At 75.0% G+C, this 20696-nt stretch carries 18 protein-coding genes and 1 pseudogene; 11 read left to right on the top strand and 8 right to left on the bottom strand.

The window, feature by feature from the left end; translation table 11 throughout:
* Positions 1-11 precede the first annotated feature (11 nt).
* The gene (locus ACFVHI_RS18375) at positions 12-1241 is read right to left on the bottom strand and encodes a glycosyltransferase (protein ID WP_380340547.1); all 1230 of its coding nucleotides are present in this window, start codon (positions 1239-1241) and stop codon (positions 12-14) included.
* A gap of 317 nt (positions 1242-1558) precedes the next feature.
* Positions 1559-2032 (bottom strand): hypothetical protein, encoded by a 474-nt coding sequence (locus tag ACFVHI_RS18370; RefSeq protein WP_244293291.1) that lies wholly within the window; start codon positions 2030-2032, stop codon positions 1559-1561.
* Positions 2033-2296: 264 nt separating this feature from the next.
* Here ACFVHI_RS18370 and ACFVHI_RS18365 point away from each other — a divergent pair, with 264 nt between their 5' ends.
* Together ACFVHI_RS18365 and ACFVHI_RS18360 are read left to right on the top strand one after the other, a co-directional pair.
* Complete coding sequence (locus ACFVHI_RS18365) at positions 2297-3010, top strand: molybdopterin-dependent oxidoreductase (RefSeq protein ID WP_063346573.1); 714 nt, start codon at positions 2297-2299, stop codon at positions 3008-3010.
* The gene (locus ACFVHI_RS18360; RefSeq protein WP_063346572.1) at positions 2994-3602 is read left to right on the top strand and encodes a cytochrome b/b6 domain-containing protein; all 609 of its coding nucleotides are present in this window, start codon (positions 2994-2996) and stop codon (positions 3600-3602) included. The genes ACFVHI_RS18365 and ACFVHI_RS18360 overlap by 17 nt, the downstream gene beginning before the upstream one ends.
* 322 nt (positions 3603-3924) lie before the next feature.
* On the opposite strand, the gene ACFVHI_RS18355 is transcribed toward ACFVHI_RS18360, so the two are convergent.
* The 3 genes and pseudogenes from ACFVHI_RS18355 to ACFVHI_RS18345 form a co-directional block, all read right to left on the bottom strand.
* Positions 3925-4581, bottom strand: a complete 657-nt coding sequence (locus tag ACFVHI_RS18355) for a class I SAM-dependent methyltransferase (RefSeq protein WP_063346571.1) — start codon at positions 4579-4581, stop codon at positions 3925-3927.
* Positions 4578-5105 carry a DUF2064 domain-containing protein gene (locus ACFVHI_RS18350; protein ID WP_380340568.1) on the bottom strand — a complete coding sequence of 176 codons (528 nt, stop codon included), beginning with the start codon at positions 5103-5105 and terminating at the stop codon, positions 4578-4580. The genes ACFVHI_RS18355 and ACFVHI_RS18350 overlap by 4 nt, the downstream gene beginning before the upstream one ends.
* A 132-nt stretch (positions 5106-5237) precedes the next feature.
* Positions 5238-5918: pseudogene (locus ACFVHI_RS18345) on the bottom strand (glycosyltransferase family 2 protein); the annotation flags it as partial.
* 234 nt (positions 5919-6152) lie between these two features.
* Here ACFVHI_RS18345 and ACFVHI_RS18340 point away from each other — a divergent pair.
* Together ACFVHI_RS18340 and ACFVHI_RS18335 are read left to right on the top strand one after the other, a co-directional pair.
* Positions 6153-6938, top strand: a complete 786-nt coding sequence (locus ACFVHI_RS18340) for a response regulator transcription factor (protein WP_380340541.1) — start codon at positions 6153-6155, stop codon at positions 6936-6938.
* On the top strand, positions 6935-8107 hold the full coding sequence (locus tag ACFVHI_RS18335; RefSeq protein WP_363376610.1) for a HAMP domain-containing sensor histidine kinase: 1173 nt from the start codon (positions 6935-6937) through the stop codon (positions 8105-8107). The genes ACFVHI_RS18340 and ACFVHI_RS18335 overlap by 4 nt, the downstream gene beginning before the upstream one ends.
* A gap of 47 nt (positions 8108-8154) precedes the next feature.
* On the opposite strand, the gene ACFVHI_RS18330 is transcribed toward ACFVHI_RS18335, so the two are convergent.
* Both ACFVHI_RS18330 and ACFVHI_RS18325 read right to left on the bottom strand, forming a co-directional pair.
* Positions 8155-9696, bottom strand: coding sequence for an AMP-binding protein (locus ACFVHI_RS18330; RefSeq protein ID WP_380340537.1), 1542 nt, complete (start codon positions 9694-9696; stop codon positions 8155-8157).
* 39 nt (positions 9697-9735) lie between these two features.
* Complete coding sequence (locus ACFVHI_RS18325) at positions 9736-10854, bottom strand: NAD-dependent epimerase/dehydratase family protein (protein ID WP_380340534.1); 1119 nt, start codon at positions 10852-10854, stop codon at positions 9736-9738.
* A 271-nt stretch (positions 10855-11125) separates the two neighbouring features.
* Here ACFVHI_RS18325 and ACFVHI_RS18320 point away from each other — a divergent pair, with 271 nt between their 5' ends.
* From ACFVHI_RS18320 to ACFVHI_RS18300, 5 genes are all read left to right on the top strand, one after another.
* Positions 11126-12772, top strand: a complete 1647-nt coding sequence (locus ACFVHI_RS18320) for a metallophosphoesterase family protein (RefSeq protein WP_063346567.1) — start codon at positions 11126-11128, stop codon at positions 12770-12772.
* A gap of 232 nt (positions 12773-13004) precedes the next feature.
* Positions 13005-13952, top strand: coding sequence for a hypothetical protein (locus ACFVHI_RS18315; protein WP_380340531.1), 948 nt, complete (start codon positions 13005-13007; stop codon positions 13950-13952).
* A gap of 416 nt (positions 13953-14368) precedes the next feature.
* Entirely contained in the window at positions 14369-14836 is a 468-nt protein-coding gene (locus ACFVHI_RS18310) for a hypothetical protein (RefSeq protein WP_063346566.1), read from the top strand.
* Positions 14836-15297, top strand: a complete 462-nt coding sequence (locus ACFVHI_RS18305) for a cupredoxin domain-containing protein (protein ID WP_380340528.1) — start codon at positions 14836-14838, stop codon at positions 15295-15297. Before ACFVHI_RS18310 ends, ACFVHI_RS18305 begins: the two co-directional genes overlap by 1 nt.
* A gap of 113 nt (positions 15298-15410) precedes the next feature.
* Positions 15411-16067, top strand: coding sequence for a hypothetical protein (locus tag ACFVHI_RS18300; RefSeq protein ID WP_380340525.1), 657 nt, complete (start codon positions 15411-15413; stop codon positions 16065-16067).
* A gap of 10 nt (positions 16068-16077) precedes the next feature.
* Here ACFVHI_RS18300 and ACFVHI_RS18295 read toward each other — a convergent pair whose 3' ends face one another.
* Positions 16078-16530, bottom strand: coding sequence for a hypothetical protein (locus tag ACFVHI_RS18295; protein WP_063346563.1), 453 nt, complete (start codon positions 16528-16530; stop codon positions 16078-16080).
* A gap of 503 nt (positions 16531-17033) precedes the next feature.
* Between ACFVHI_RS18295 and ACFVHI_RS18290 the strand changes: the two genes are divergently transcribed.
* Both ACFVHI_RS18290 and ACFVHI_RS18285 read left to right on the top strand, forming a co-directional pair.
* Positions 17034-17903 carry an FAD binding domain-containing protein gene (locus tag ACFVHI_RS18290; RefSeq protein WP_380340522.1) on the top strand — a complete coding sequence of 290 codons (870 nt, stop codon included), beginning with the start codon at positions 17034-17036 and terminating at the stop codon, positions 17901-17903.
* The coding region (locus ACFVHI_RS18285) for a molybdopterin-dependent oxidoreductase (RefSeq protein WP_380340519.1) at positions 17900-20696 on the top strand (2797 nt) is incomplete at its 3' end. The genes ACFVHI_RS18290 and ACFVHI_RS18285, both read left to right, overlap by 4 nt.

The raw sequence follows: 20696 nt of genomic DNA, 5'->3' as shown, positions 1-20696 counted from the left end.
TCCGGCACGCCTCAGCGGCCGGCCGCGTCGAGCAGCAGTTGTGCGGCCAGCGCCGCGCCGTCGGTGCGGATCATGGTGGCCACGGCGGTCGCCCACACCCGGGTCTCGGGGGCGAGGGCCGTCCTGAGCGCGGCCGACAGGGACTCGGTGGTCGGGGTCGGCCCGTCGAGTGCCACGCCGATGCCCAGCTCGGCCACCCGGCTGGCCCAGTACGGCTGGTCCGCGGTCTGCGGGACCACGACCTGGGGCGCGCCGGCCCGGGTGGCCGTCGTCGTGGTGCCCGCCCCGCCGTGGTGCACGACGGCGGCCACCCGGCCGAACAGCGCCTGCTGGTTGACCTCGCCGACGACGAAGCAGTCGCCCCGGTCGTCGATCGGGGCCCGGACACGCCCCGGGCCGGCCCAGCCGTGGGCCACGACCACGCGACGGCCCTGCGCGCGGACCGCCTCGACGGCCACCTGGGCGGCGTCCTGGGAGGTGGGCATCGGCATGCTGCCGAAGCCCACGTACACCGGCGGTGCGCCGGCGGCCAGGAAGGCCTCCAACCCGGCCGGCAGCGGGCGTCGGTCCGGCAGGATCCACGCGCCGGTCTGCACGACGTCCAGGTCCGCCGGCTCCTGCCACGGGTCGAGGACCGGGTCGGTCGCCAGCCACGGCCGGTCGCCGATGACGTAGTCGCGGACGTCGTCCACCGGCGGCAGGCCGATCGACGCCCGGTTGGTGTTGAGCGCCGCGCCGAACAGCGCGTTGATGCTCTCGGCGTCCAGGCCCCACAGCACCCGGTTGTCGGTCACCTCCGGCGGGAACGGCCGGCCCGGGTACGCCAGCGGCGGGCGGCCCGGCGAGGGCAGGGTCAGCTGCTGGAAGGTCACCGACACGGAGCGGATGCCCAGCTTCTCGGCCACCGACAGCGCGCCCGCCGCAGCCGGCAGCATGCCGGTGGCCACCAGCACGTCGCAGCCCTCGGCCGCCGCCGTGACCGCCTCCAACTGCCCGGCGATCACCGCGGCCGCACGCTCCGGCAGGGACGACGACGACGGCGGCGCCGCTGTCGTCAGCGCCCGCGCCGACGGGCCGACCGGCACCAGCGGCACGTCGATGTGGGCCAACCGCTGCGCGAAGTCCTCGTCCGGCGGCGCACACACCCGCACCTGCGAGCCGGACTCCCGCAGCCGCGCCGCGAGCCCCACCAGCGGTTCGACATCCCCGCGGGACCCGTACGTCGACAACAGCACACGCATTTTCGCGACCCCAAATTTCCGCGGATTCCGGTTCAGGTCGACGATTGTGCGGCACGACCGGGGCCTTGCCGCAAGGCCCCCCGTACGCTATAAGTTAGAAGTGGCCGGGAGTGGTTTTTCCTCCTGTGCCTTTTTTCTCGTCCGCTGCGGGTGGACTTCTTTTCTGCTGGTGAAACGGTGTGTGCGGCGCGCATTGCAGGTGCTGCGTGTGCGGAGTGTTCGGCCCGGAATGGCGACGCGGTGACCTGACGACGCGGCGACCTGACGACGCGGACGGGGCCCGACCGGAGTTCCGGTCGGGCCCCGCCGGGTGTGGGTCAGGCCTTGATGGTGAGCCAGGCGCCGAGGCCGTTGCAGCCGCGGGCGTCGTAGCTGGTGCTGCGGTAGCCGGCCGGGATCGGCGAGTAGGGGCAGGTCCAGATGCCGTTGCGGACCAGTTCGTGGAACCAGGCGCCGACGCCGCTGCACCCCTGGGGGTTGTAGTTGGTCAGGACGTAGCCGGAGACGATCGGCGAGCCGGAGCAGGTCCACAGGCGGTTCTGGGCGGGCGCCTGGAACCAGGCGCCGTGGTTGTTGCAGCCGCTGGAGTTGAACATGGTGATGACGTAGCCGTCCGGGACGGGCGTTCCGGGGCAGGTCCAGCCGCCCACCGAGGCGGTTGCCGCGGGGGCGGCCGGGGTGGCGGCGGTGGCGGTTCCGGCCGCCGTGCCGGTGAGGGCGGCGGCGAGGAGCGCGACGACGGCCGCCGCTCTTCCCGCGTGGGTCCACAGCTGACGGAGGATTCTGGTCACGGCGCACCGGTCCGATCGGTAGCCCCGGCGGTTGCGGCCGGCCGGGGAGAGGGGAACAACGGGGATGCGTGGCACCGTAGTGGCGCGGTCGGACCTGGGGGAATACGGGATTCGAAAGATCGTCGAACTTGACTGGAAAACGATCTCCCGCCGCTCGGCTGCCCCGCCGCTCGGCCGTGGGGCCCTGCTGGCGGAGATGACGAAAGGCTGACGGACCGGTGCCGGGCCTCGCGCCGGCCGGGCTCGGGCTGGTGCAATCGGGGCGTGGACAGAACAGGCGAAGAAGGCAGGGGCACCCCGGTGGGGCGGCGGGTGGTGCTCGGGCTGCTCGGGCTCGGGGCCGTCGGGGTGGCGGCGGGGCCGTACCTGCAACGGGCCGAGTCGGGGTTGGCCGAACGGGACCCGAGCGGACTGAGCGGGCTGCTGCCGGGCAACAACGGATTCCGGTACTACTCGGTGGTGTCGTCCGTCCCGGAGCGGAGCGTGGCGGACTACACGCTCAGCGTCGACGGGATGGTGGAGCGGCCCGCGACGTTCCGCCTGCCGGACCTGCGGGCGATGCCGCAGCGGCGGCTCGTGCGGGACGTGCAGTGCGTGACCGGCTGGCGGGTGCCGGACACCCCGTTCGAGGGGGTGCCGCTCGCGCACCTGCTGGACGCCGCGGGCGTGCGGCCGGGGGCCGGGGCCGTCCGGTTCAGCTGCTTCGACGGCGCGTACACCGAGAGCCTGACGCTGGCGCAGGCCCGACGGGACGATGTGCTGGTCGCGCTGCGGATGCAGGACAACCCCATCTCCCACACCCACGGCGGCCCGGTGCGGCTGTACGTCGCGCCGATGTACTTCTACAAGTCCGCCAAGTGGCTCTCCGGGATCACCGTGACCGGCTCGGTGGAGCCGGGCTACTGGGAGCGCAACGGGTACGACGTCGACGCCTGGGTCGGCCGGTCGAACGGACGTGACGATGCGCCCACCGGCTGAACTCCTGCTGCGCTTCACCCGGGCCGAGCGCTGGGTGCACCGGACGACCGCCGCGCTGACCGGCGTCTGCCTGGCCACGGCGGCCTGCCTCTACCTCGCCCCGCTCGCCGAACTGGTCGGCAACCGGCGGCTGGTGGTGACGGTGCACGTGTGGTGCGGCCTCGCGCTGCCCGTGCCGCTGCTGCTCGGGCTCGCCTCGCGGGCGCTGCGCGCGGACGCCGCCCGGCTGAGCCGCTTCACCCCGGCGGACTGGGACTGGCTGCGCGCCGTCCGGCGCCGCACCCCGCACCGGCCGGCGGGCAAGTTCAACGCCGGGCAGAAGCTCTACGCGCAGTGGACGCTCGGCTCGATGCTGGTGATCGTCGGCACCGGGCTGCTGATGTGGCTGCCCCGCCTCGCCCCGCCCTCCTGGCGGACCGGGGCGACCTTCGTCCACGACTGGCTGGCCGCCGCCATCGCCGTCGTGGTGGTCGGACACGTCCGGATGGCCTGGCGGGATCCGCAGGCGCGGCTCGGGATGCGGACCGGGCTGGTGGAGCGCCGATGGGCCGAGCGCGAGCACCCGCAGTGGCGGCCGGTGGGCCGGGAGTAGGCGGCCGGTCGGACGTCTTGTCGCGGCCCGGGGCATGTGGCAGGCTCGGCCGGGACGCCTCGAAGGGTGCCGCCGGGGCACCCCTGACCGTGGGGCCAAGAGGCGGTTGGGCGACAGCCGCACGCGTGGTGCACGACCGGCATCCTGCAAGGCTCCTTGGACCCCGGCGCCAATCTTCCTCCTCGCCGCCCTGTCGATCTCGATCGCGGGCGGCCTTCCGGCCTCCCTGCCGTCCGAGCGGTGCTACAGCTGCACCGCCGTCCCGGGGATCGCGCCGGGGGCGGTGCGGCCGTGGCCGTCCGGAGCAGCGGTCGTGTGCGCCTCACCGCTTGTGCAGGGCGAGGAAGCGGCGGCCGTGTGAGGTCCAGCGTTCCGCTTCGACCAGCCCGGCGGCGGCGTGGGCCCGCCTGAGGGCGGCGGCCGTGCCGAGCCGGGCCCAGGGGAAGGCCGGCCCGAGTCGGCCGTCCGGGCCCTCGACCTGGACGGTGACCTGCTCGTCCACCTCCACGGGCTCCACCTCGACCAGCAACAGCCCGTCCGGCGCGATGAGTTCGGCGCCCCGCTGGAGCAGGGCGTCCGGGTCGCCGCCGATGCCGAGGTTGCCGTCGGCGAGGAGCGCGGCGCCCCAGCGGCCCTCGGCGGGCAGCCGGTCGAAGACCGAGCGGCAGAGCGCCGGGCCGCCCAGTCCGACCGTGCGGGCGACGGCCGCCCTGGTCACATCGACGCCTAGGGCCGGGACGCCGAGGGCGAGCAGCGCGGCGACCAGCCGCCCGGGCCCGCAGCCGAGGTCGAGGACGGGCGCGGAACGGCGGGCGCAGCGCCGGAGCAGGCTGTGGTCGGCGCCGGCCGCCGGGGCGCACCAGCGTTCGATTTCCAGCCGGAGGCGGTGGCCGTCCTCGCGGCGCAGCCAGAGCGGGCCGCGCCCGGTGCGGACGGCGTCGGCGAACGGGTCGTCCACCCAGGCGGTGGTGGTCGTCAACTCGCCACCTCCGGCTTCAGGCCGACCGTCACCAGCTGGGCGGCGAAACGGCTGTCCGGGGCCTCGGTGGCGACGCGGCGGGCATCCTCGACGGTGTCCACGTCGGTGAGCGATGGAAGCTGATGGATCGTCAAGTCGGCTGCGGCGAGGCGTTCCAGGAGTGTCGCGCCGGTCCTCGCGGTGGACATCGGCACGCCGTGCAGCAGGCGCGCGGCCAGTTCGGCGGTCGGTCGGGCCACGCCCAGCGCCCAGAAGCCGCCGTCGGCCGCCGGGCCGTACCAGGCGTCCGTGCCCGCCCGCCCTGCGGCCGACAGCGGCTCGGCCAGCGCGGCGGCGCTCAGCTGCGGGGTGTCCATCCCGACCAGCAGCGCCGGGGCGTGCGGGGCCACCCGGGCCGCGTGCGCGAAGGCGGCGGCCAGCCGTTCGTCCAGCCCGCCGCCGGTCTGCGCGACGACCTCCCAGCCGGGGGGCAGCCAGCCGCCCGGTTCGCCGTCCAGGACGAGCACGCGCCGCCCGGCCGGCATCGTGCCCAGGGTGTGCAGGGTGTCGGCGAGGGCGGCCTCGGCCAGGGCGGCGGCCTGTTCGGGGGTGCACGGCGGGGTGAGCCGGGTCTTCACCCGGCCGGGGACGGGCGACTTGGCGATCACCAGCAGGGTCGGCGGGGGCGCGGCCAGCACGGCCCGCATGTCGCGGACGGCCTGGCGGGTGCCGCGCAGGGTGCCGGTGACCTTGGAGCGGCCCGCGCGCGGCAGGTAGTCGACGGGGGTCTCGGTGATCCGCAGCCCGGCGGCCGAGGCGGCGAGCACCATCTCCAGCGGGTAGCCGGACCGCCGGTCGCCGAGCCCCAGGGCCAGCAGCTGTTCCCGGCGGGCGGCCCGCATCGGGCCGAGGTCGTGCAGCGGCGCGCCGGTGCGGGCGCGCAGCCGTCGGGCCAGGACGGTGTTGGCCAGGCGGGCGTGCAGCGGCCACGCCCCGGCGGTGGCCGGGCGGCGGCGGCCCAGCACCAGGTCGGCGGAGCCGGCCAGCACCGGGCCGGTGACCAGCGGGAGCTGGGCGGGATCGAGGGAGCCGTCGCAGTCCAGGAAGCAGACCAGGTCGGCGGTGGCGGCGCGCAGCCCGGCGTGGCAGGCGGCGCCGAACCCGCGCCGGGGCTCCTCGACCACCGTCGCGCCGAGCGAGCGGGCGAGGTCGGCGGAGCCGTCCCGGGAGCCGTTGTCGACGACGACGGCCCGCCAGCCGTCCGGGATCCGCCCCAGCACCCAGGGCAGCGCGGCGGCCTCGTCGAGGCAGGGCAGCACGACGTCGACGGGGGAGACGGGGGAGGTGGGTGAGGTCACCCGGCCACGCTAAGTGCGGGACGGCGGGGTGCGGTGGCGGCGCAGCCTTACGGAAGTCGGACGCCTCGGCGGCTGACCCGTCCGGCGGATCGGGCCGGGCCGGGTCGGGTAGGCCGGGCCGGGTGGGCCGGGGCGGGCCGGGGCGGGCGACGGGTGGGCGGCGGATCTTACGGAACGCGAACGCGGGCCCGCTTCCGTCCGCGTCCGCCGCCGAGGCCTCCTATCCTCGGCGAGGTGAACGACACCTCGCACATCCTGGTGATCGACGACGACCCGACCGTGGCCGAGGTCGTCGCTGGTTACCTCACCCGCGCCGGGCACCACGTGGACCGGGCCGCCGACGGTGCGCTGGGCCTGGACCTCGCCGAGCGCACCCGCCCCGACCTGCTGGTGCTGGACCTCATGCTGCCCGGCCTCGACGGGCTGGAGGTGCTGCGCCGGCTGCGGGCCTCCGCCGGGGGCGCTGCGCTGCCGGTGGTGCTGCTCACCGCCAAGGGCGACGAGGCGGACCGCATCCTCGGCTTGGAGCTGGGCGCGGACGACTACGTCACCAAGCCGTTCAGCCCGCGCGAACTGGTGCTGCGGGTGCAGTCGGTGCTGCGCCGCGCCCGGGCGGGGAGCGGGACCGCCGACGGGCCGGGTGACGGGACGGCCGACGGGCCGGTCGGCGGGGTGCTGCGCTCGGGGGACGTCACGCTCGACCCGAAGGCCCGCCGCGCCCACCGGGGCGCGCGTGAACTCGCCCTCACCCTACGGGAGTTCGACCTGCTGGCGTTCCTGCTCCGGCACCCCGGCACGGTGTTCTCCCGGCAGAGCCTGATGCGGCGGGTCTGGGGCTGGGACTTCGGCGACCTCTCCACCGTCACCGTCCACGTCCGGCGGCTGCGCGAGAAGATCGAGGACGACCCGGCCGTGCCCGCCCTGATCAGCACCGTCTGGGGCGTCGGCTACCGCTACGATCCGGCGCCTCACGATCCGGCTCCCCGCGACCGGGTCCGCCCGCAGGACGGTGCGGCGTGAAGGACCTGCTGCTGATCGCCCTGTTCGCCGCCCTCGGCGCGGGCGGAGCCGGCCTGCTCGGCTGGGCGGCGATCCGGCTGCTGCGCCGCCGCTCCGTCGCCCTGTCCCTGTTCTGCGTGGCGGTCGTGACCGTCCTCGCGGTGACGTCCGGGACGTTCGCCGTGGCGCAGGCGATGTTCCTGTCCACCCACGACCTCGGCGTGGTCATCACGGTGCTCGGCATGGCCGCCGTCGTCTCGCTGCTCACCGCCGCGCTGCTCGGCCGCCAGGTGGTGGCCGGCAGCCGGGCGCTGACCGAGGCCGTCCGGACGGTCGGCAGCGACGCCGGTTTCACCGCGCCCGACCATCCGCTCGGCGCGGAACTCGCCGCGCTGAGCGAGGAGTTGGCCGCCACCAGTGCCCGGCTGGCGGAGTCCAGGGCGCGCGAGCAGGCCCTGGAGCACTCCCGCCGGGAGCTGGTCGCGTGGATCTCGCACGACCTGCGCACCCCGCTGGCCGGCCTGCGGGCGATGGCCGAGGCGCTGGAGGACGGCGTCGCCGAGGACCCCGACCGCTACCTGGTGCGGATCGGCACCGAGGTCGAACGGCTCACCGGCATGGTGGACGACCTGTTCGAGCTCTCCCGGATCCAGGCGGGCGCGCTCGCCCTCTCGCTCACCAGGGTCTCGGTGTACGACCTGGTGGACGACGCGCTCGCCGGGGCGTACCCGCTGGCCCGGCGGCGCGGCGTCCGGTTGGAGGGGCGGCAGGTGGCCGACGAGCCGGCGGCGGCCGAGCCGGTCGAGGTGGACAGCGGGGAGATCACCCGGGTGCTCGGCAACCTGCTGGTCAACGCGATCCGCTCGACCCCCGCGGACGGCGTGGTGGCCGTCGCCGCCCGGCGGGAGGCCGACGAGGTGGTGCTGTCGGTGACCGACGGCTGCGGCGGCATCCCGGAACAGGACCTGCCCCGGGTGTTCGAGACGGGCTGGCGCGGCGGCTCCGCCCGCACGCCGCGCCGCGACGACGGCCGGGCCGCCGGCGAGCCCGGCGAGAGCGGTGCCGGGCTCGGGCTCGCCATCGTGCGCGGCATCGTCGAGGCGCACGCCGGGCGGGCGGAGGTGCGCAACGTCGCCGGGGGCTGCTGCTTCGAGATCGCCCTGCCCGCGCCGCGCGCCCGGAGGGAATGACGAGGCAGGTCCCGGGGTCCGCCTTTCGAGCGCGCGGCCTACTCGGCCTACTCGGCCACGGCCTCGCGCAGCCGCTTCTTGTCCGGCTTGCCGACCGACGTCAGCGGGATCTCGTCCACGAGGTGCAGGGCCTCCGGCGCGTAGATCCGCCCCTTGCGGGCCGTGACGAACGCCTGGACGTCCGCCAACTCGGGCTGCTGCCCCGGAGCGGGAACGACGGCGACGTGGACGTGCTCCGCCTCCTGCGCGTCGCGCACGCCGAAGACCGCGCAGCGGGCGATCGCCGGGTGGGTGAGGAGGAGGTCCTCCACCTCGGACGGGTAGACGTGCCCGCCGACCACGATGATCAGGTCCTTGACCCGGTCGGCCAGGTAGAGGTAGCCGTCCGCGTCGAAGTAGCCGACGTCGCCGGAGTTCAGCCAGCCGTCGCGCAGCACCTCGGCGGTCAGGTCGGGCCGCTTCCAGTACCCGGCCATGAGTCCGGCCGATCGGATGTGGACCTCGCCCTGCTCTCCGGTCGGCAGCCCGGTGCCGTCCTCGGCGCGGATCTCCACGTCGACGCCCGGGAGGGGCCGGCCGACCGAGACCTGGCCGCCCTGCGCGATCCGGTCGTGCCCCTCCGGGGTGAGGAAGGAGATCAGCTGCGCCTCGGACATCCCGTAGATGCCTACCAGGACCGGCCCGAACACCTTGAGCGCCTCGCGGATCCGGGTGGGCGAGGCGGCGCAGCCCCCGTACATGATCTGCCGGAGGCTGGACAGGTCGGTGCGGCCGATCGCCGGGTGGTCGAGCAGCTGGTAGAGCAGCGGCGGCAGCGCCCAGAGGCTGGTGATGCGCTCGCGCTCGACGGCGGCCAGGACCTCGCCGGGGTCGAAGGTGCGCTGGAGGACCACCGTGCCGCCGTGGTGGAGCGTCAGGTCGGAGAAGATCCCGGCGAGGTGGGCGAGCGAGGTGGCGGCGAGGAAGCGGGGCGCCTCGTCGGCCGTGCCGGCGGAGCCGAACGAGGTGTCGAAGACGCCGCGGTAGGGGCCGTGCAGGCTGACGATGCCCTTCGGGATTCCGGTGGTACCGCCGGTGTGGCGGATGCCGAGGTCGTCGTCCGGGCCGATCCGGACGGCGGGCGGCTCGGCGGGGCGGTTCGCGGCGGCGGCGATCACGTCCTCGCCGACGGCCGCCGGTCCGGCGCCGAGGCGCAGGACGGTCGGCACGTCGATCAGGGGCAGCAACTCGGCGGCCTCCGTGTATCGTTCGGCGTCCACGAGGAGGACGGCGGCGTCGACGCTTGCCGCGACCTCGGCCAGGACGGGGGTGCTCATGCCGTCGTACAGGGTGACCACCCGCGCACCTGCGAGGCCCGCGGCGTAGCGGGCGCCGAGTGCCTCGGCGGTGTTGCCGGTGAGGAGGGTGACGGTGTCCCCGCGGGTGACGCCCCGGGCGATGAGCTCGTGGGCGAGGCGGTAGGTGGCGGCGGCGAAGTCGCCGGCGGTGATCTCGACGCCGTCGGCGGTGACGATGGCCCGCCGGCCGGGGTCGGCGGAGAGGGACCGGAGGATCAGGGCGGGTGCGCTGACGAATTCCTGGTCGTTCACGGCCACATCTCCCTTGTAGTTTGCAACCATGCCGCCAGGCTAGCCCCATCCTCCGCTCTTCACCGGCGAGTTCCGGCCGACATCGGACGGGCAGTCAGGTGCGGCGCCGGACCGCGGCGCCGCCGCGAACTCGGCCATCCCGGCGGGGAACGGCACCTGCGGGCGCCAGCCGAGTTCGGCGCGCAGCCGGGAGGAGTCGGCGGTGATGTGCCGGACGTCGCCCAGGCGGTACTCGGCGGTCACCAGCGGTGCCGGGCCGCCGTACGCCGCCGCCAGCGCCCCGGCCAGCTCGCCGATCGTGCGGACCTCGCCGCTGCCCACGTTGTAGGCGCGGGAGCTGCCCGGCGCGCGGGCGGCAAGGGCCTCCAGCGCGGCGAGGTTGGCCGCGGCGACGTCCTCGACGTGGACGAAGTCCCGGCGCTGGCCGCCGTCCTCGAACACCCGGGGGGCCTCGCCCCGGGCCAGCGCCGAGCGGAACAGCGAGGCGACCCCCGCGTACGGGGTGTCGCGCGGCATGTCCGGCCCGTACACGTTGTGGTAGCGGAGCGTCAGGACGGCGCCCTGGCAGGCCCGGGCCCACACGGAGGCCAGGTGCTCCTGGGCGAGCTTGGTGGCCGCGTACACGCTGCGCGGGTCGGCCGGGGCGTCCTCGGCGACCAGGCCGGGGCTCAGGGCGCGGCCGCAGGCCGGGCAGGGCGGTTCGAAGCGCCCGGCCTCCAGGTCGGCCGGGCGGCGCGGGCCCGGGGCGACGTCGCCGTGCGCGGGGCAGCGGTAGCGGCCCTCCCCGTACACCACCATCGAGCCGGCCAGGACGAGGCGGCGGACGCCGCTGCGGGCCATCGCGGCGAGCAGGACGGCCGTGCCGAGGTCGTTGCAGCCCGCGTAGGCGGGGGCGTCGTCGAGGTCCAGCCCGAGGCCGACCATCGCCGCCTGGTGGCAGACCGCGTCCACCCCGGCCAGCGCCCGCTGCACGGCGGCGGCGTCCCGGACGTCCCCCTGCTCGAAGGCCACGCCCCCGGGCAGTTCGGGGGCCCGCCCCGGGGGGTGGACGGCGGGCAGCAGTGCGTCCAGCACCCGCACCCCGTGCCCGGCCGCGACCAGCGCGCGGACCACGGCCGACCCGATGAACCCGGCTCCGCCGGTGACCAGAATCTCCATGCCGCCGACGCTAGCCGCGCGGGGCGGCGGATCGGGCGTGGACGGACCGGCCGTCAGGGATCGGTAATCCTCCCGGCGTAACCGGTGTGACAGGCGTAACCGGTGTAACCGGTGTAACTGGTGTGACCGGCCTGACCGGTGTCACGGTTGATCGCCGCCCGATCCGATCCGGCGTTCAACTGGCGTTCGCCGGAAGAACCTTCGCCGGTGGCCCGGGCGCCCGGTTCGGCTGGGACTCTCCTGGGCGTTTCCCGGAGCCTTGGAGGCGACAGTGTCACATCCCTCGCGCAGAACGGTCCTTCGGACGGGTACCGCGGCCGGTGCGCTGGCCGCGCTGCCCGCGTCCACCCTCCTCTGGACGCAGCCGGCCCTGGCGGGCACCCCCGGACCGGAGCAGATCCACCTCCAGTGGGGCAACGAGCCGTCCCGCGAGATGACCGTCTCCTGGGCGACGGCCGCCACCGTGCGCCGCCCCCGGGTGCGGATCGGCACCCCGCGCGGCGGCGCCGGCCACACCGTGGACGCCGAGACCCGCACCTACGTCGACGGGCTCAACAAGGTCGAGACGTACACCCACCACGTCCGCCTGGACGGCCTGCGGCCCGACACCACGTACGTCTACGAGGTGCTGCACGACGGCTCCGGCCCGGTGCGCGGCACCTTCCGCACCGCGCCCGCGCGCGGCCGGGCCGCGTTCCGTTTCACCAGCTTCGGCGATCTCGGCACCGGCGACAACGTGTTCAGCAAGTCCTCGATCCACGGCGCCGCCGCCGTCCGCCAGGTCGAGCAGTTCGCGCCGCTGTTCCACCTGCTCAACGGCGACCTCGCGTACGCCAACAACAACCCGCAGCGCCAGCCGCAGTGCTGGAACGCGTTCATGAACAACCTCGCCAAGTCGGCCGCCGGCCGGCCCTGGATGCCCGCGCCCGGCAACCACGAGGTCGAGGCCGGCGGCGGGGACCTCGGCTACGCCTCCTATCTGACGCGCTTCGAACTGCCCGACAACGGCACCCGCGACTACTGCGGCAACTGGTACAGCTTCCAGGTCGGTTCGGTGCTGTTCGTGAGCCTCGACGGCAACGAGATCGCCGTCGAGGACGACGCCAGCCTCGACCCGGCCACCGGCCAGTCCATCTACATCAGCGACTACAGCGAGGGCGCCCAACTCCGCTGGCTGGAACGCACCTTGGCGCGCGCCCGGCGCGGCCGCGCGGTGGACTGGGTCGTCGTCAACCTGCACCAGTTCGCGATGTCCTCCTCGGCCGCCAGCCACGGCGGCGACATGGGCATCCGCGAGAAGCTGCTGCCGCTGCTCGACCGTTACTCCGTCGACCTCGTCCTGGCCGGGCACGACCACGACTACGAGCGCACCCACCCCGTCCGCGGCACCGAGCCGGGCGGCCTGCTCACCCCGGCCGTCGCCGACGACGACCTGCGTCGGATCGACACCTCGCAGGGCACCGTCCACCTGATCCTCGGCGGCGGCGGCACCGCCGGCCACGACGACGTCTACCTGCCCGCCGACGCGGACGGCGTCCGCCAGGCCTCCGTGCGCACCCAGCGGCTCACCTTCAAGGCCGACCCGGACGCGAAGGAGCAGGCCCACTGGTCCGCGGTCACCGACCCGGACACCGCCTTCCCGTACGGCGTCGCGGTCTTCGACGTCGACCCCGGGCCGGTGCCGGGCGGCCGCACCACCATCACCGTCAGCTACTACCACTCCCCGTCCGCCACCGCGGCCAACCCGTTCCCGACGCCGGTGCTCTTCGACCGCTTCACCCTGTACCGCGACCGCAGCGACGGCTGGGGCGACCGGGACCGGAACGACGACCGGCGCGACGACCGGAACGAGGACCAGGGCGAGGACCAGGGCGAGGGCGAGCGCACCGGCTCCGAGGTCGGCGCCGGGCGCCGGTAGCGCCTCGCGTCCTTGCAGGGCCCGCCGCGTGGAGGGCGCGGCGGGCCCGGGGGTGCCTTGTACCGCACCCGGGTGCGGCGGACAATCCGCAGTTCGTCGTAGGACAGGCCGTGGAGCAGTAGGCAAGACTGGCGTATGGCATGTCCATGTCTATTGCAGGCAGTTCGGATCAGCCGCTCGGATCAACAGCACGTGCCACTCGCACTCCCAAACCATCAGAAGGTCGGAAGCGATGCACCTCCGTGCCACGACCCGCAAACCCCTCCTCACCGGCCTGGCGCTCGCCTTCGGAGCCGCCCCGCTGCTGGCGGTCCCGGCCCAGGCCACCACCGCGTCCGCCGTCGCACTCGCACCGGTGAGCGCGGCCGCGTCCGTCGCGCGGCCGAGTGCCCCGATCGCGGTCTCGACCGCCCTCTTCGCGCTCGCCCCCGATCGCGGCGCCGTCTTCAACTGGAACGGCGCCACCTGGACCCAGGTCGGCGGCCCGGCCGCCACCATCGTCTCCGGCGGTGGCGGTCTGGTCGCCACCAGCCCGGCCACCGGCGACCTCTACGTGTACAACTGGAGCCCCAACAGCTGGACGAGGATCGGTGGTCCGGGTGCCCAGTTCGCCGTGGACGGCGGCGGCCACGTCTTCGGGCTCAGCCCGGACCGCAGCGGCGTGTACCAGTGGCAGGGCGGTACCACCTGGACCCAGATCGGGGGTCCGGCCGGCAGCATCGTCGCCGGCGGCAACACCCTGATCGCCACCAACCCCACCAGCGGTGACGTCTTCCGCTACGGCGGGGCGCCCAACAGCTGGTCGCGGATCGGCGGCCCCGGCGCCCAGTTCGCCGTCGACGACGCGGGCGGTGTGTACGGGCTCACCCCGGACCGCGGTGGCGTGTTCCAGTGGCAGGGCGGCGCCACCTGGGCCCAGGTCGGCGGCCCGGCCGGCACCATCGTGGCCGGCGGCGGCCGTACCCTGCTGGCCACCGACCCGACCAGCGGTGACGTCTTCCGCTACGGCGGGGCGCCCAACAGCTGGTCGCGGATCGGCGGCCCCGGCGCGGAGTTCAGCATCGACGGCGCCGGCACCGTGTACGGGCTCAGCCCGGACCGCAGCGGCGTCTTCAAGTGGCTGGGCGGCACCAACTGGACCCAGGTCGGCGGCCCGGCCGCCTGGCTCGCCGCGTCCTGAGCGTGCCCTGAGTTCGCCGTGCCGTGAGCTCGCCGTGTCCTGAGCTCGCCGTGGCCTGAACCCCGAACACTGCGCCACCCCGGGCCCGTCGCGCGTACCGCGCGGCGGGCCCTTCGTCCGTTCAGGCGGCCCTGGGGAGGGCGGCCGAGCGGGCGCTGGTCCATGTGGGCCGCGCGGTGACGGAGGGTCGTCGCGGCGGGCCGGTCCGGTGTGACGGTCGGTCGGGCGGCGGGTTGGGCCGTTGGCGATGCCGGGTCACCGCCGCCGCTGGGCCGTCGGGCGGCGGGTCGCCGTCGTGGCTGGGCTGTCCGTGCGACGGGTGCCCGCCCCGGCGCGCGGGCCACTGGCGGGGCGGTTAGCGTCGGCCGCAACACGGTTTCAGTTATGGGAGGTTGGCAGTGCAGCGGTGGATCATTGTGACGGCCCTCACCACGGCCCTCGGCGGGCTCACGGTACCGGCCCTGGCCGCCGACCCGGCGCCGGCCGCGGCTTCGGCGGCCGCTCCGGCCCGGGTGCGGGACGGGGACGCGGCCCCCACGGGCGTCACTCTCGGTGAGGCCCGGATCGACTCGAAGGTCCCCGGCCGGGTCCGGGTCGACGTCGAGTACGTCTGCGGGGTCGCGGAGGAGGCCCGGTCGCTCACCGTCTCGGTCGAGCAGCGGGACCCGGAGGACACCTCCTCGACGGCCTTCGGCTCCAGCCGGACGGCCGAGGCGGACGTGATCTGCGACGGGACGGCGCGGCAGCGGCAGCTCGTCGTCCAGTCCAAGACGGTCAACTGGATCCCGGGCGCGGACGCCGTCCTGATCGCCACGGTCTCCGACCTCGGCGCCACCCCGCCCGCGTCCTCGGACGCCAGGCGGGTCCCGCTCTTCAGTTCCTGATGCGGTCGCGGGCCCGGGCCGTGGCCGCCGTGCTCCTCGGCGCCGCCCTCGCCGCCTGCTCCGTCAGCGTGGGCGGCCCGGACGCAGGCCAGGACGCAGGCCCGGATTCGGGCTCGGCTTCAGGCCCGACCTCAGGTCCGGGGCCGAGCGGGTCCGCTCCGGCGACTCCGGCTGCCCCGGCCGCCTCGCCGTCCTCGGCCACCGCTCCCGCCCCGGGGGCGGTGGCCATCAGGGACTTCGTGTTCGAGCCGGCGAACTTCACCGTCCGCCCGGGCGCCGTCGTCACGGTCCGCAACGCCGACACCGTCGACCACACCCTCACCGCCCAGGACCGCAGTTTCGACACCGGCACCATCGCCCCGGGCGCGTCCGCGACCTTCACCGCGCCGGCCCGGCCGGGCGCCTCCTCGTACCTGTGCACCCTCCACCACTTCATGCGGGGGATCCTGACGGTGTCCTGAGCCGACCGGTCCGTCGGCCGCGCGGGTGCCGGGTGCGGCTGCTCCTGAATCGCAAGCCCACAGGTGAACGGGGCTGCTGCTATCCGCTGCCATGTTCTACAGTTCTGTAGAACATGGAGAACAGCGAACGGGGGCACGGCATGGACAGGCCGCTTCGACTGCCGCAGCAGGATCGGGCCGATTTCGAGACGGAGCTGGGGAGGGCGCTGGCCGGGTCGCAGGTGCGGGCGGCCCTGCGGGCCGTGGGGGACGAGGGGCCGGGGGTGGAGCGGTTGCGGCGGTGCGCCCGGGAGAACGCGGAGTTCGTGCTGGCGGCGGCGGCGCCCGAGTACGAGCGGTACGCGGCGCTGCGGGCGGACCAGGACGCGGTGGCGCGGCTGCCGGTGGACGAGCCGGGGCGGCAGCGGGTGTCCGGGTGGTGGGGGGTGCTGGGGGTGATCGTGCCGATCATCGCCGGGGTGGCGGCCGCGATCCTCCTGCTGCTCGGGTACGCGCTGGGGCTGGCGGACGACGCCGAGGTGCTGGGGCACGCGCTGGTGGGTGCCGGGTGGGTGGCGGCCGGGGTGGCCGCGGTGAGCCTGCTGGTGGGCGGGCTGGGGCTGTTGGGCGCGGCCTCGCGGTCGAGGTCGGCGGAGTCCGGCGGGGAGGCCGGCGTCCTGGGGGAGCTGGGGCTGGCGCGGGACGCCTGGCGGTCGGCGCTGGCGGAGCGCGGGCTGGTGCCGTTCCTGCTGGCGCAGGCGGGCGCGGGGGCGCCCGGTCGGCGCCGCTGACGCCGCAGGCTCAGTCGTGGCGGGTGCGGGCGGCGTCGACGAGGAGGTGGGCGGCGTCGAGCGGGATGCCGAGTCGGCGGGCGATCCACGGGGCCGGTCGGCCGGCCCGGGCGAGCATCCAGGCGGAGTACAACTGGCCCAGCTGCGGGGCCTGGTGGGCGAGCAGGAGCGGGCGCACGGCGTCCATCGGGAAGTCTTCGAGGGCGCGGGCGCTGTACTCGCGGCCGTTGGGGCCGGGCGGGGGTAACGGGAGCGGGCGGCGGGTGTCGAGCCAGCGCCCGAGCAGCACCGCGCCGACCGCCAGGAGGCCGGAGCCTGAGGCGCCGATCAGGATGGCGTTGATGACCGGGCGGTCCTCCTCCTCTGCCAGGCCGAGGGCGAGTTCCTCGGCGACGAGGAGGGCGAGGACGGTGAGCAGCACCGCGGCTTCGGCGGGGCGCGGGTAGGGCCGGGACGTCGTCATGGGATACCTCTCCTCGGCGGGGAAGACCGGGGCGGGTGAAGGGGCCGTGGACGGCGGTGGCGGCAGAGCCGACGTGGGTGACGTGGCGTCAGGAAAACTTGACGTGACGTCAGAAAGCCTGTGCGACGGGTGTGTTCACCGTCTCGACCGTGCTCACCGTCTGCCGGAGGCGGACCGGGGCATGCGGGGGTGGGGGCGGGTGGTGCGGCCCGCACTGCTGCTGTCCATGCGTCTCGCCTCCTTCCGGTCGGGCGCGCCATGCTGGTGCGTTCGTCGACGGGGCAAGGGGGGTCATCCTCGGACTTCGGGACAGCATAGCCCGGCCCTCACGCCAACTTCGACACCCTTGTCGAAGTTGATGCGGGTGGGAGGGCCCGCTGTTGGACGATCGACCAGGTGGGGCCGGGTGCGGCTGGTGTGCGGGCCCACTCGTGCCCGACCGGTCGCCGCGGCTTCAATCGCCGTACCGAAGGAACGGGACCGGCCAGGGGCGATGGAGCGACATGGATCTGAACACGGTGGCCGAGCTGTGCGACGCCCGCCGGGGCGGCACCTGGCGGCCCGGGGACGCCTGGCTCGGCGGCGGGACGTACCTGTTCTCCGAGCCGCAGCCGCACATCCGCCGGCTGATCGACCTCGGCCGGATGGGCTGGGAGCCGCTCACCCCGACCCCGGACGGCGGCCTGGAGATCGCCGCGACCTGCACGGTCGCCCAGCTCTCCCGCCACCCCAAGCCCGCCGCCTGGACGGCGGCGCCGCTGTTCGAGCAGTGCTGCCGGGCGTTCCTGGCCTCCTGGAAGATCTGGAACATGGCCACCGTCGGCGGCAACCTGTGCAACGGCCTGCCCGCCGGTCCGATGATCTCGCTGACCGCCGCCCTGGACGGGGTCTGCCTGCTGCGGGCCCCGTCGGGGGAGCAACGCCGCGTCCCGGTAGCGGAGTTCGTCACCGGCGCCGGTGTCAAGGACCTGCGGCAGGGTGAGCTGCTGCGCTCGATCACCCTGCCGGGCCGGGCGCTGGCGGCCCGGACGGCGTTCCGCCAGGCCTCGCTGTACGGGCTGGGCCGCTCCGGCGCGCTGCTGATCGGCACCCTCGACCCGGTGGACGGTTCGCTGACCATCACCGTCACCGCCGCCACCGTCCGCCCGATCCGGCTCTGGTTCCCGCCGGGGTCGAACGCGGCCGCCGTCGAGGAGGCGGTCCGGGACGGCATCCGGCCCGAGGAGTACGTCGACGACATCCACGGACTGCCCGCCTGGCGGCGGCACCTGACCTTCCGGTTCGCCGAGCAGATCCGCCGCGAACTGGACCCCGCCCGGTCGGCCGCGCCGAGTACGGCCGGACCGGGCCTGGCCGAGGAGGCCGCCGCATGAGCTTCTCGATCCGCGTCAACGAACGGGACTTCGACGCCGAGCCCCGCCCGGGCCAGTGCCTGCGCACCTACCTGCGCGAGCGCGGCTGGTTCGGGGTGAAGAAGGGCTGCGACGCCGGCGACTGCGGCGCCTGCACCGTGCAGGTGGACGGCACCCCGGTGCACAGCTGCCTCTACCCGGCGGCGCGCGCCGAGGGGCGGTGCGTCACCACGGTGGAGGGCCTGGCCAAGGACGGCGAACTGCACCCGATGCAGCAGCGGTTCCTGGACGCCCAGGGCTTCCAGTGCGGCTTCTGCACGGCCGGTTTCCTGATGACCGCCAGTGCCCTGGATGAGGAGCAACTCGCCGACCTCCCCAGGTCGTTGAAGGGCAACCTGTGCCGCTGCACCGGCTACCGGGCGATCGAGGACGCGATCCGCGGCGTCCGGCACACCGAGGAGCCCGAGGCCGGCCGGGCCGTCGGCCGCAGCCTCGGCGCGCCCGCCGGGCCGCAGGTCGTCACCGGCGCCGCCCGCTACACCTTCGACGTGGAGGTGCCGGGGCTGCTGCACCTGAAGCTGCTGCGCTCCCCGCACCCGCACGCCCGGATCGTCGCCATCGACACCGCGGCCGCCCTGCGGGTGCCCGGCGTGCACGCGGTGTTCACCCACCACGACGCGCCCGAGCGGCTGTACTCCTCGGCCCGGCACGAGCACCCGACCGAGGACCCGGACGACACCCGGCTGCTGGACGACGTCGTCCGCTTCGTCGGCCAGCGGGTCGCCGCGGTGGTCGCCGACAGCGAGGCCGCCGCCGAGGAGGGCTGCCGCCGGATCGCCGTCGAGTACGAGCAACTCCCGTACGTGTTGGACCCGGAGGAGGCGATGGCGCCCGGCGCGCCGGTCCTGCACGCCAAGGGGCCGCAGGCCCGGATCGCCCGGCCGGAGCACAACGTGTGCGGCGAGGTGCACGGCGAGATCGGCAGCGTGGAGCAGGGCTTCGCCGAGGCCGACGCGGTCTACCAGGAGACCTTCCGCACCCAGCGGGTGCAGCACGCCAGCCTGGAGACGCACGGCTGCGTGGTCTCCTTCGAGGAGCGGGAGGACGGCGCCGGCGAGCGGCTGGTGGTGCGCTCCAGCACCCAGGTGCCGTTCCTCACCCGGCGCGCGCTCTGCGCCCTGTTCGACCTGCCGGAGGAGGAGGTCCGGGTGGTGGCGGGCCGGGTCGGCGGCGGCTTCGGCGGCAAGCAGGAGATGCTGACCGAGGACATCGCGGTGCTGGCGGCGCTGCGGCTGCGCCGGCCGGTGAAGCTGGAGTTCACCCGGGCCGAGCAGTTCTACGGCGCCACCACCCGGCACCCGTTCACGATCACCGTCAAGGCGGGCGCGAAGGCGGACGGCACGCTCACGGCGCTGAGCTTCCGGGTGGTGTCCAACACCGGCGCGTACGGAAACCACGGCCCGGCGGTGATGTTCCACAGCGTCGGCGAGTCGATGGGCGTCTACCGGGTGCCGCACAAGAAGGTCGAGGCGTACTCGGTGTACACCAACTGCGTGCCGGCCGGCGCCTTCCGGGGCTACGGGCTCGGGCAGGTGACCTTCGCGGTGGAGTCGGCGATGGACGAACTGGCCCGCCGGCTGGGCATCGACCCGCTGGAGTTCCGCGAGCGCAACGTCATCGGCCCCGGCGAGCACCTGCTCAGCCCCGGCGGCGAGGAGGAGGACCTGCACATCGCCAGCTACGGCCTCGACCAGTGCCTGCAAGTCGTCCGCGACGCGCTCGCGAACGACCGCAGCGCGGCGGACGCCCCCGAGGGCTGGCTGGTCGGGCAGGGCTTCGCCATGGCGATGATCGCCACCGGCCCGCCCGGCGGGCACTTCGCCGACGCCGCCGTCGCCCTGCTGGAGGACGGCGGTTACGACGTCGCCGTGGGGACCGCCGAGTTCGGCAACGGCACGACCACCGTGCACCAGCAGATCACTGCGGGCGCGCTCGGCACCACCGCCGACCGGATCGCGATCCGGCAGTCCGACACCGACGTCGTCCGGCACGACACCGGCGCCTTCGGCTCGGCGGGGACGGTGGTCGCGGGCAAGGCGGTGATGCGGGCCGCGAACGCGCTCGCCGAACGGCTGACCGACTTCGCCGCCGAGTACGCACGGACCCCGCGCAGCCTGGTCCGGCTCGGCGCCGAGGCCGTCGACTGCGACGGGCGCGGCATCCCGCTGAAGGAACTGCACGCGGCGGCGCGCGAACGCGGCGTCGACCTCGTCGGCACCGGGCACTGGGGCGGCTCGCCGCGCTCGGTGGCGTTCAACTCGCAGTGGTTCCGCCTCGCCGTCGACCCGGACACCGGGGAGATCCGGATCCTGCGCAGCGTGCACGGCGCCGACGCCGGGCGGGTGATGAACCCGATGCAGTGCCGCGGGCAGGTCGAGGGCGGGGTCGCCCAGGCGCTCGGCGCGACGCTGTTCGAACGGGTGCTGCTGGACGACCGGGGCGAGGTCACCACGGCCGCCTTCCGCCGCTACCGCCTGCCCGCGTACGCCGACGTGCCGCGCACCGAGGTGCACTTCTCGACCACCTCGGACGCGATCGGCCCGCTCGGCGCCAAGTCGATGAGCGAGAGCCCGTTCAACCCGGTCGCCCCCGCCTTCGCCAACGCCCTGCGCGACGCCACCGGCATCCGCTTCACCGACCCGCCGTTCCTGCGCGACCAGGTCTGGCAGGCGCGCGCGCGCCCGGGGGGGCCGGGAATCGGGGGGGTGTGGTGGCAGACCAGCACGGGAGCACCGGGGTCGCGGGGGGGGGCGC

Origin of the sequence: Kitasatospora sp. NPDC127121, assembly GCF_042677305.1 — a bacterium.
Classification (GTDB): Bacteria; Actinomycetota; Actinomycetes; order Streptomycetales; family Streptomycetaceae; genus Kitasatospora.
The sequence above is the reverse complement of the archived record's forward strand: the minus strand, read 5'-3'. Positions and strand labels throughout refer to the sequence as shown.

What these genes read in the sequence shown, in the direction of transcription:
- ACFVHI_RS18350 (WP_380340568.1), bottom strand. Translation starts at nt 5,105, where the DNA reads ATGCCGGCCGGGCGGCGCGTGCTCGTCCTGGACGGCGAACCGGGCGGC.
- ACFVHI_RS18300 (WP_380340525.1), top strand. Translation starts at nt 15,411, where the DNA reads ATGGAGAACAGCGAACGGGGGCACGGCATGGACAGGCCGCTTCGACTG.
- ACFVHI_RS18360 (WP_063346572.1), top strand. Translation starts at nt 2,994, where the DNA reads ATGCGCCCACCGGCTGAACTCCTGCTGCGCTTCACCCGGGCCGAGCGC.
- ACFVHI_RS18290 (WP_380340522.1), top strand. Translation starts at nt 17,034, where the DNA reads ATGGATCTGAACACGGTGGCCGAGCTGTGCGACGCCCGCCGGGGCGGC.
- ACFVHI_RS18375 (WP_380340547.1), bottom strand. Translation starts at nt 1,241, where the DNA reads ATGCGTGTGCTGTTGTCGACGTACGGGTCCCGCGGGGATGTCGAACCG.
- ACFVHI_RS18305 (WP_380340528.1), top strand. Translation starts at nt 14,836, where the DNA reads ATGCGGTCGCGGGCCCGGGCCGTGGCCGCCGTGCTCCTCGGCGCCGCC.
- ACFVHI_RS18295 (WP_063346563.1), bottom strand. Translation starts at nt 16,530, where the DNA reads ATGACGACGTCCCGGCCCTACCCGCGCCCCGCCGAAGCCGCGGTGCTG.
- ACFVHI_RS18315 (WP_380340531.1), top strand. Translation starts at nt 13,005, where the DNA reads ATGCACCTCCGTGCCACGACCCGCAAACCCCTCCTCACCGGCCTGGCG.
- ACFVHI_RS18325 (WP_380340534.1), bottom strand. Translation starts at nt 10,854, where the DNA reads ATGGAGATTCTGGTCACCGGCGGAGCCGGGTTCATCGGGTCGGCCGTG.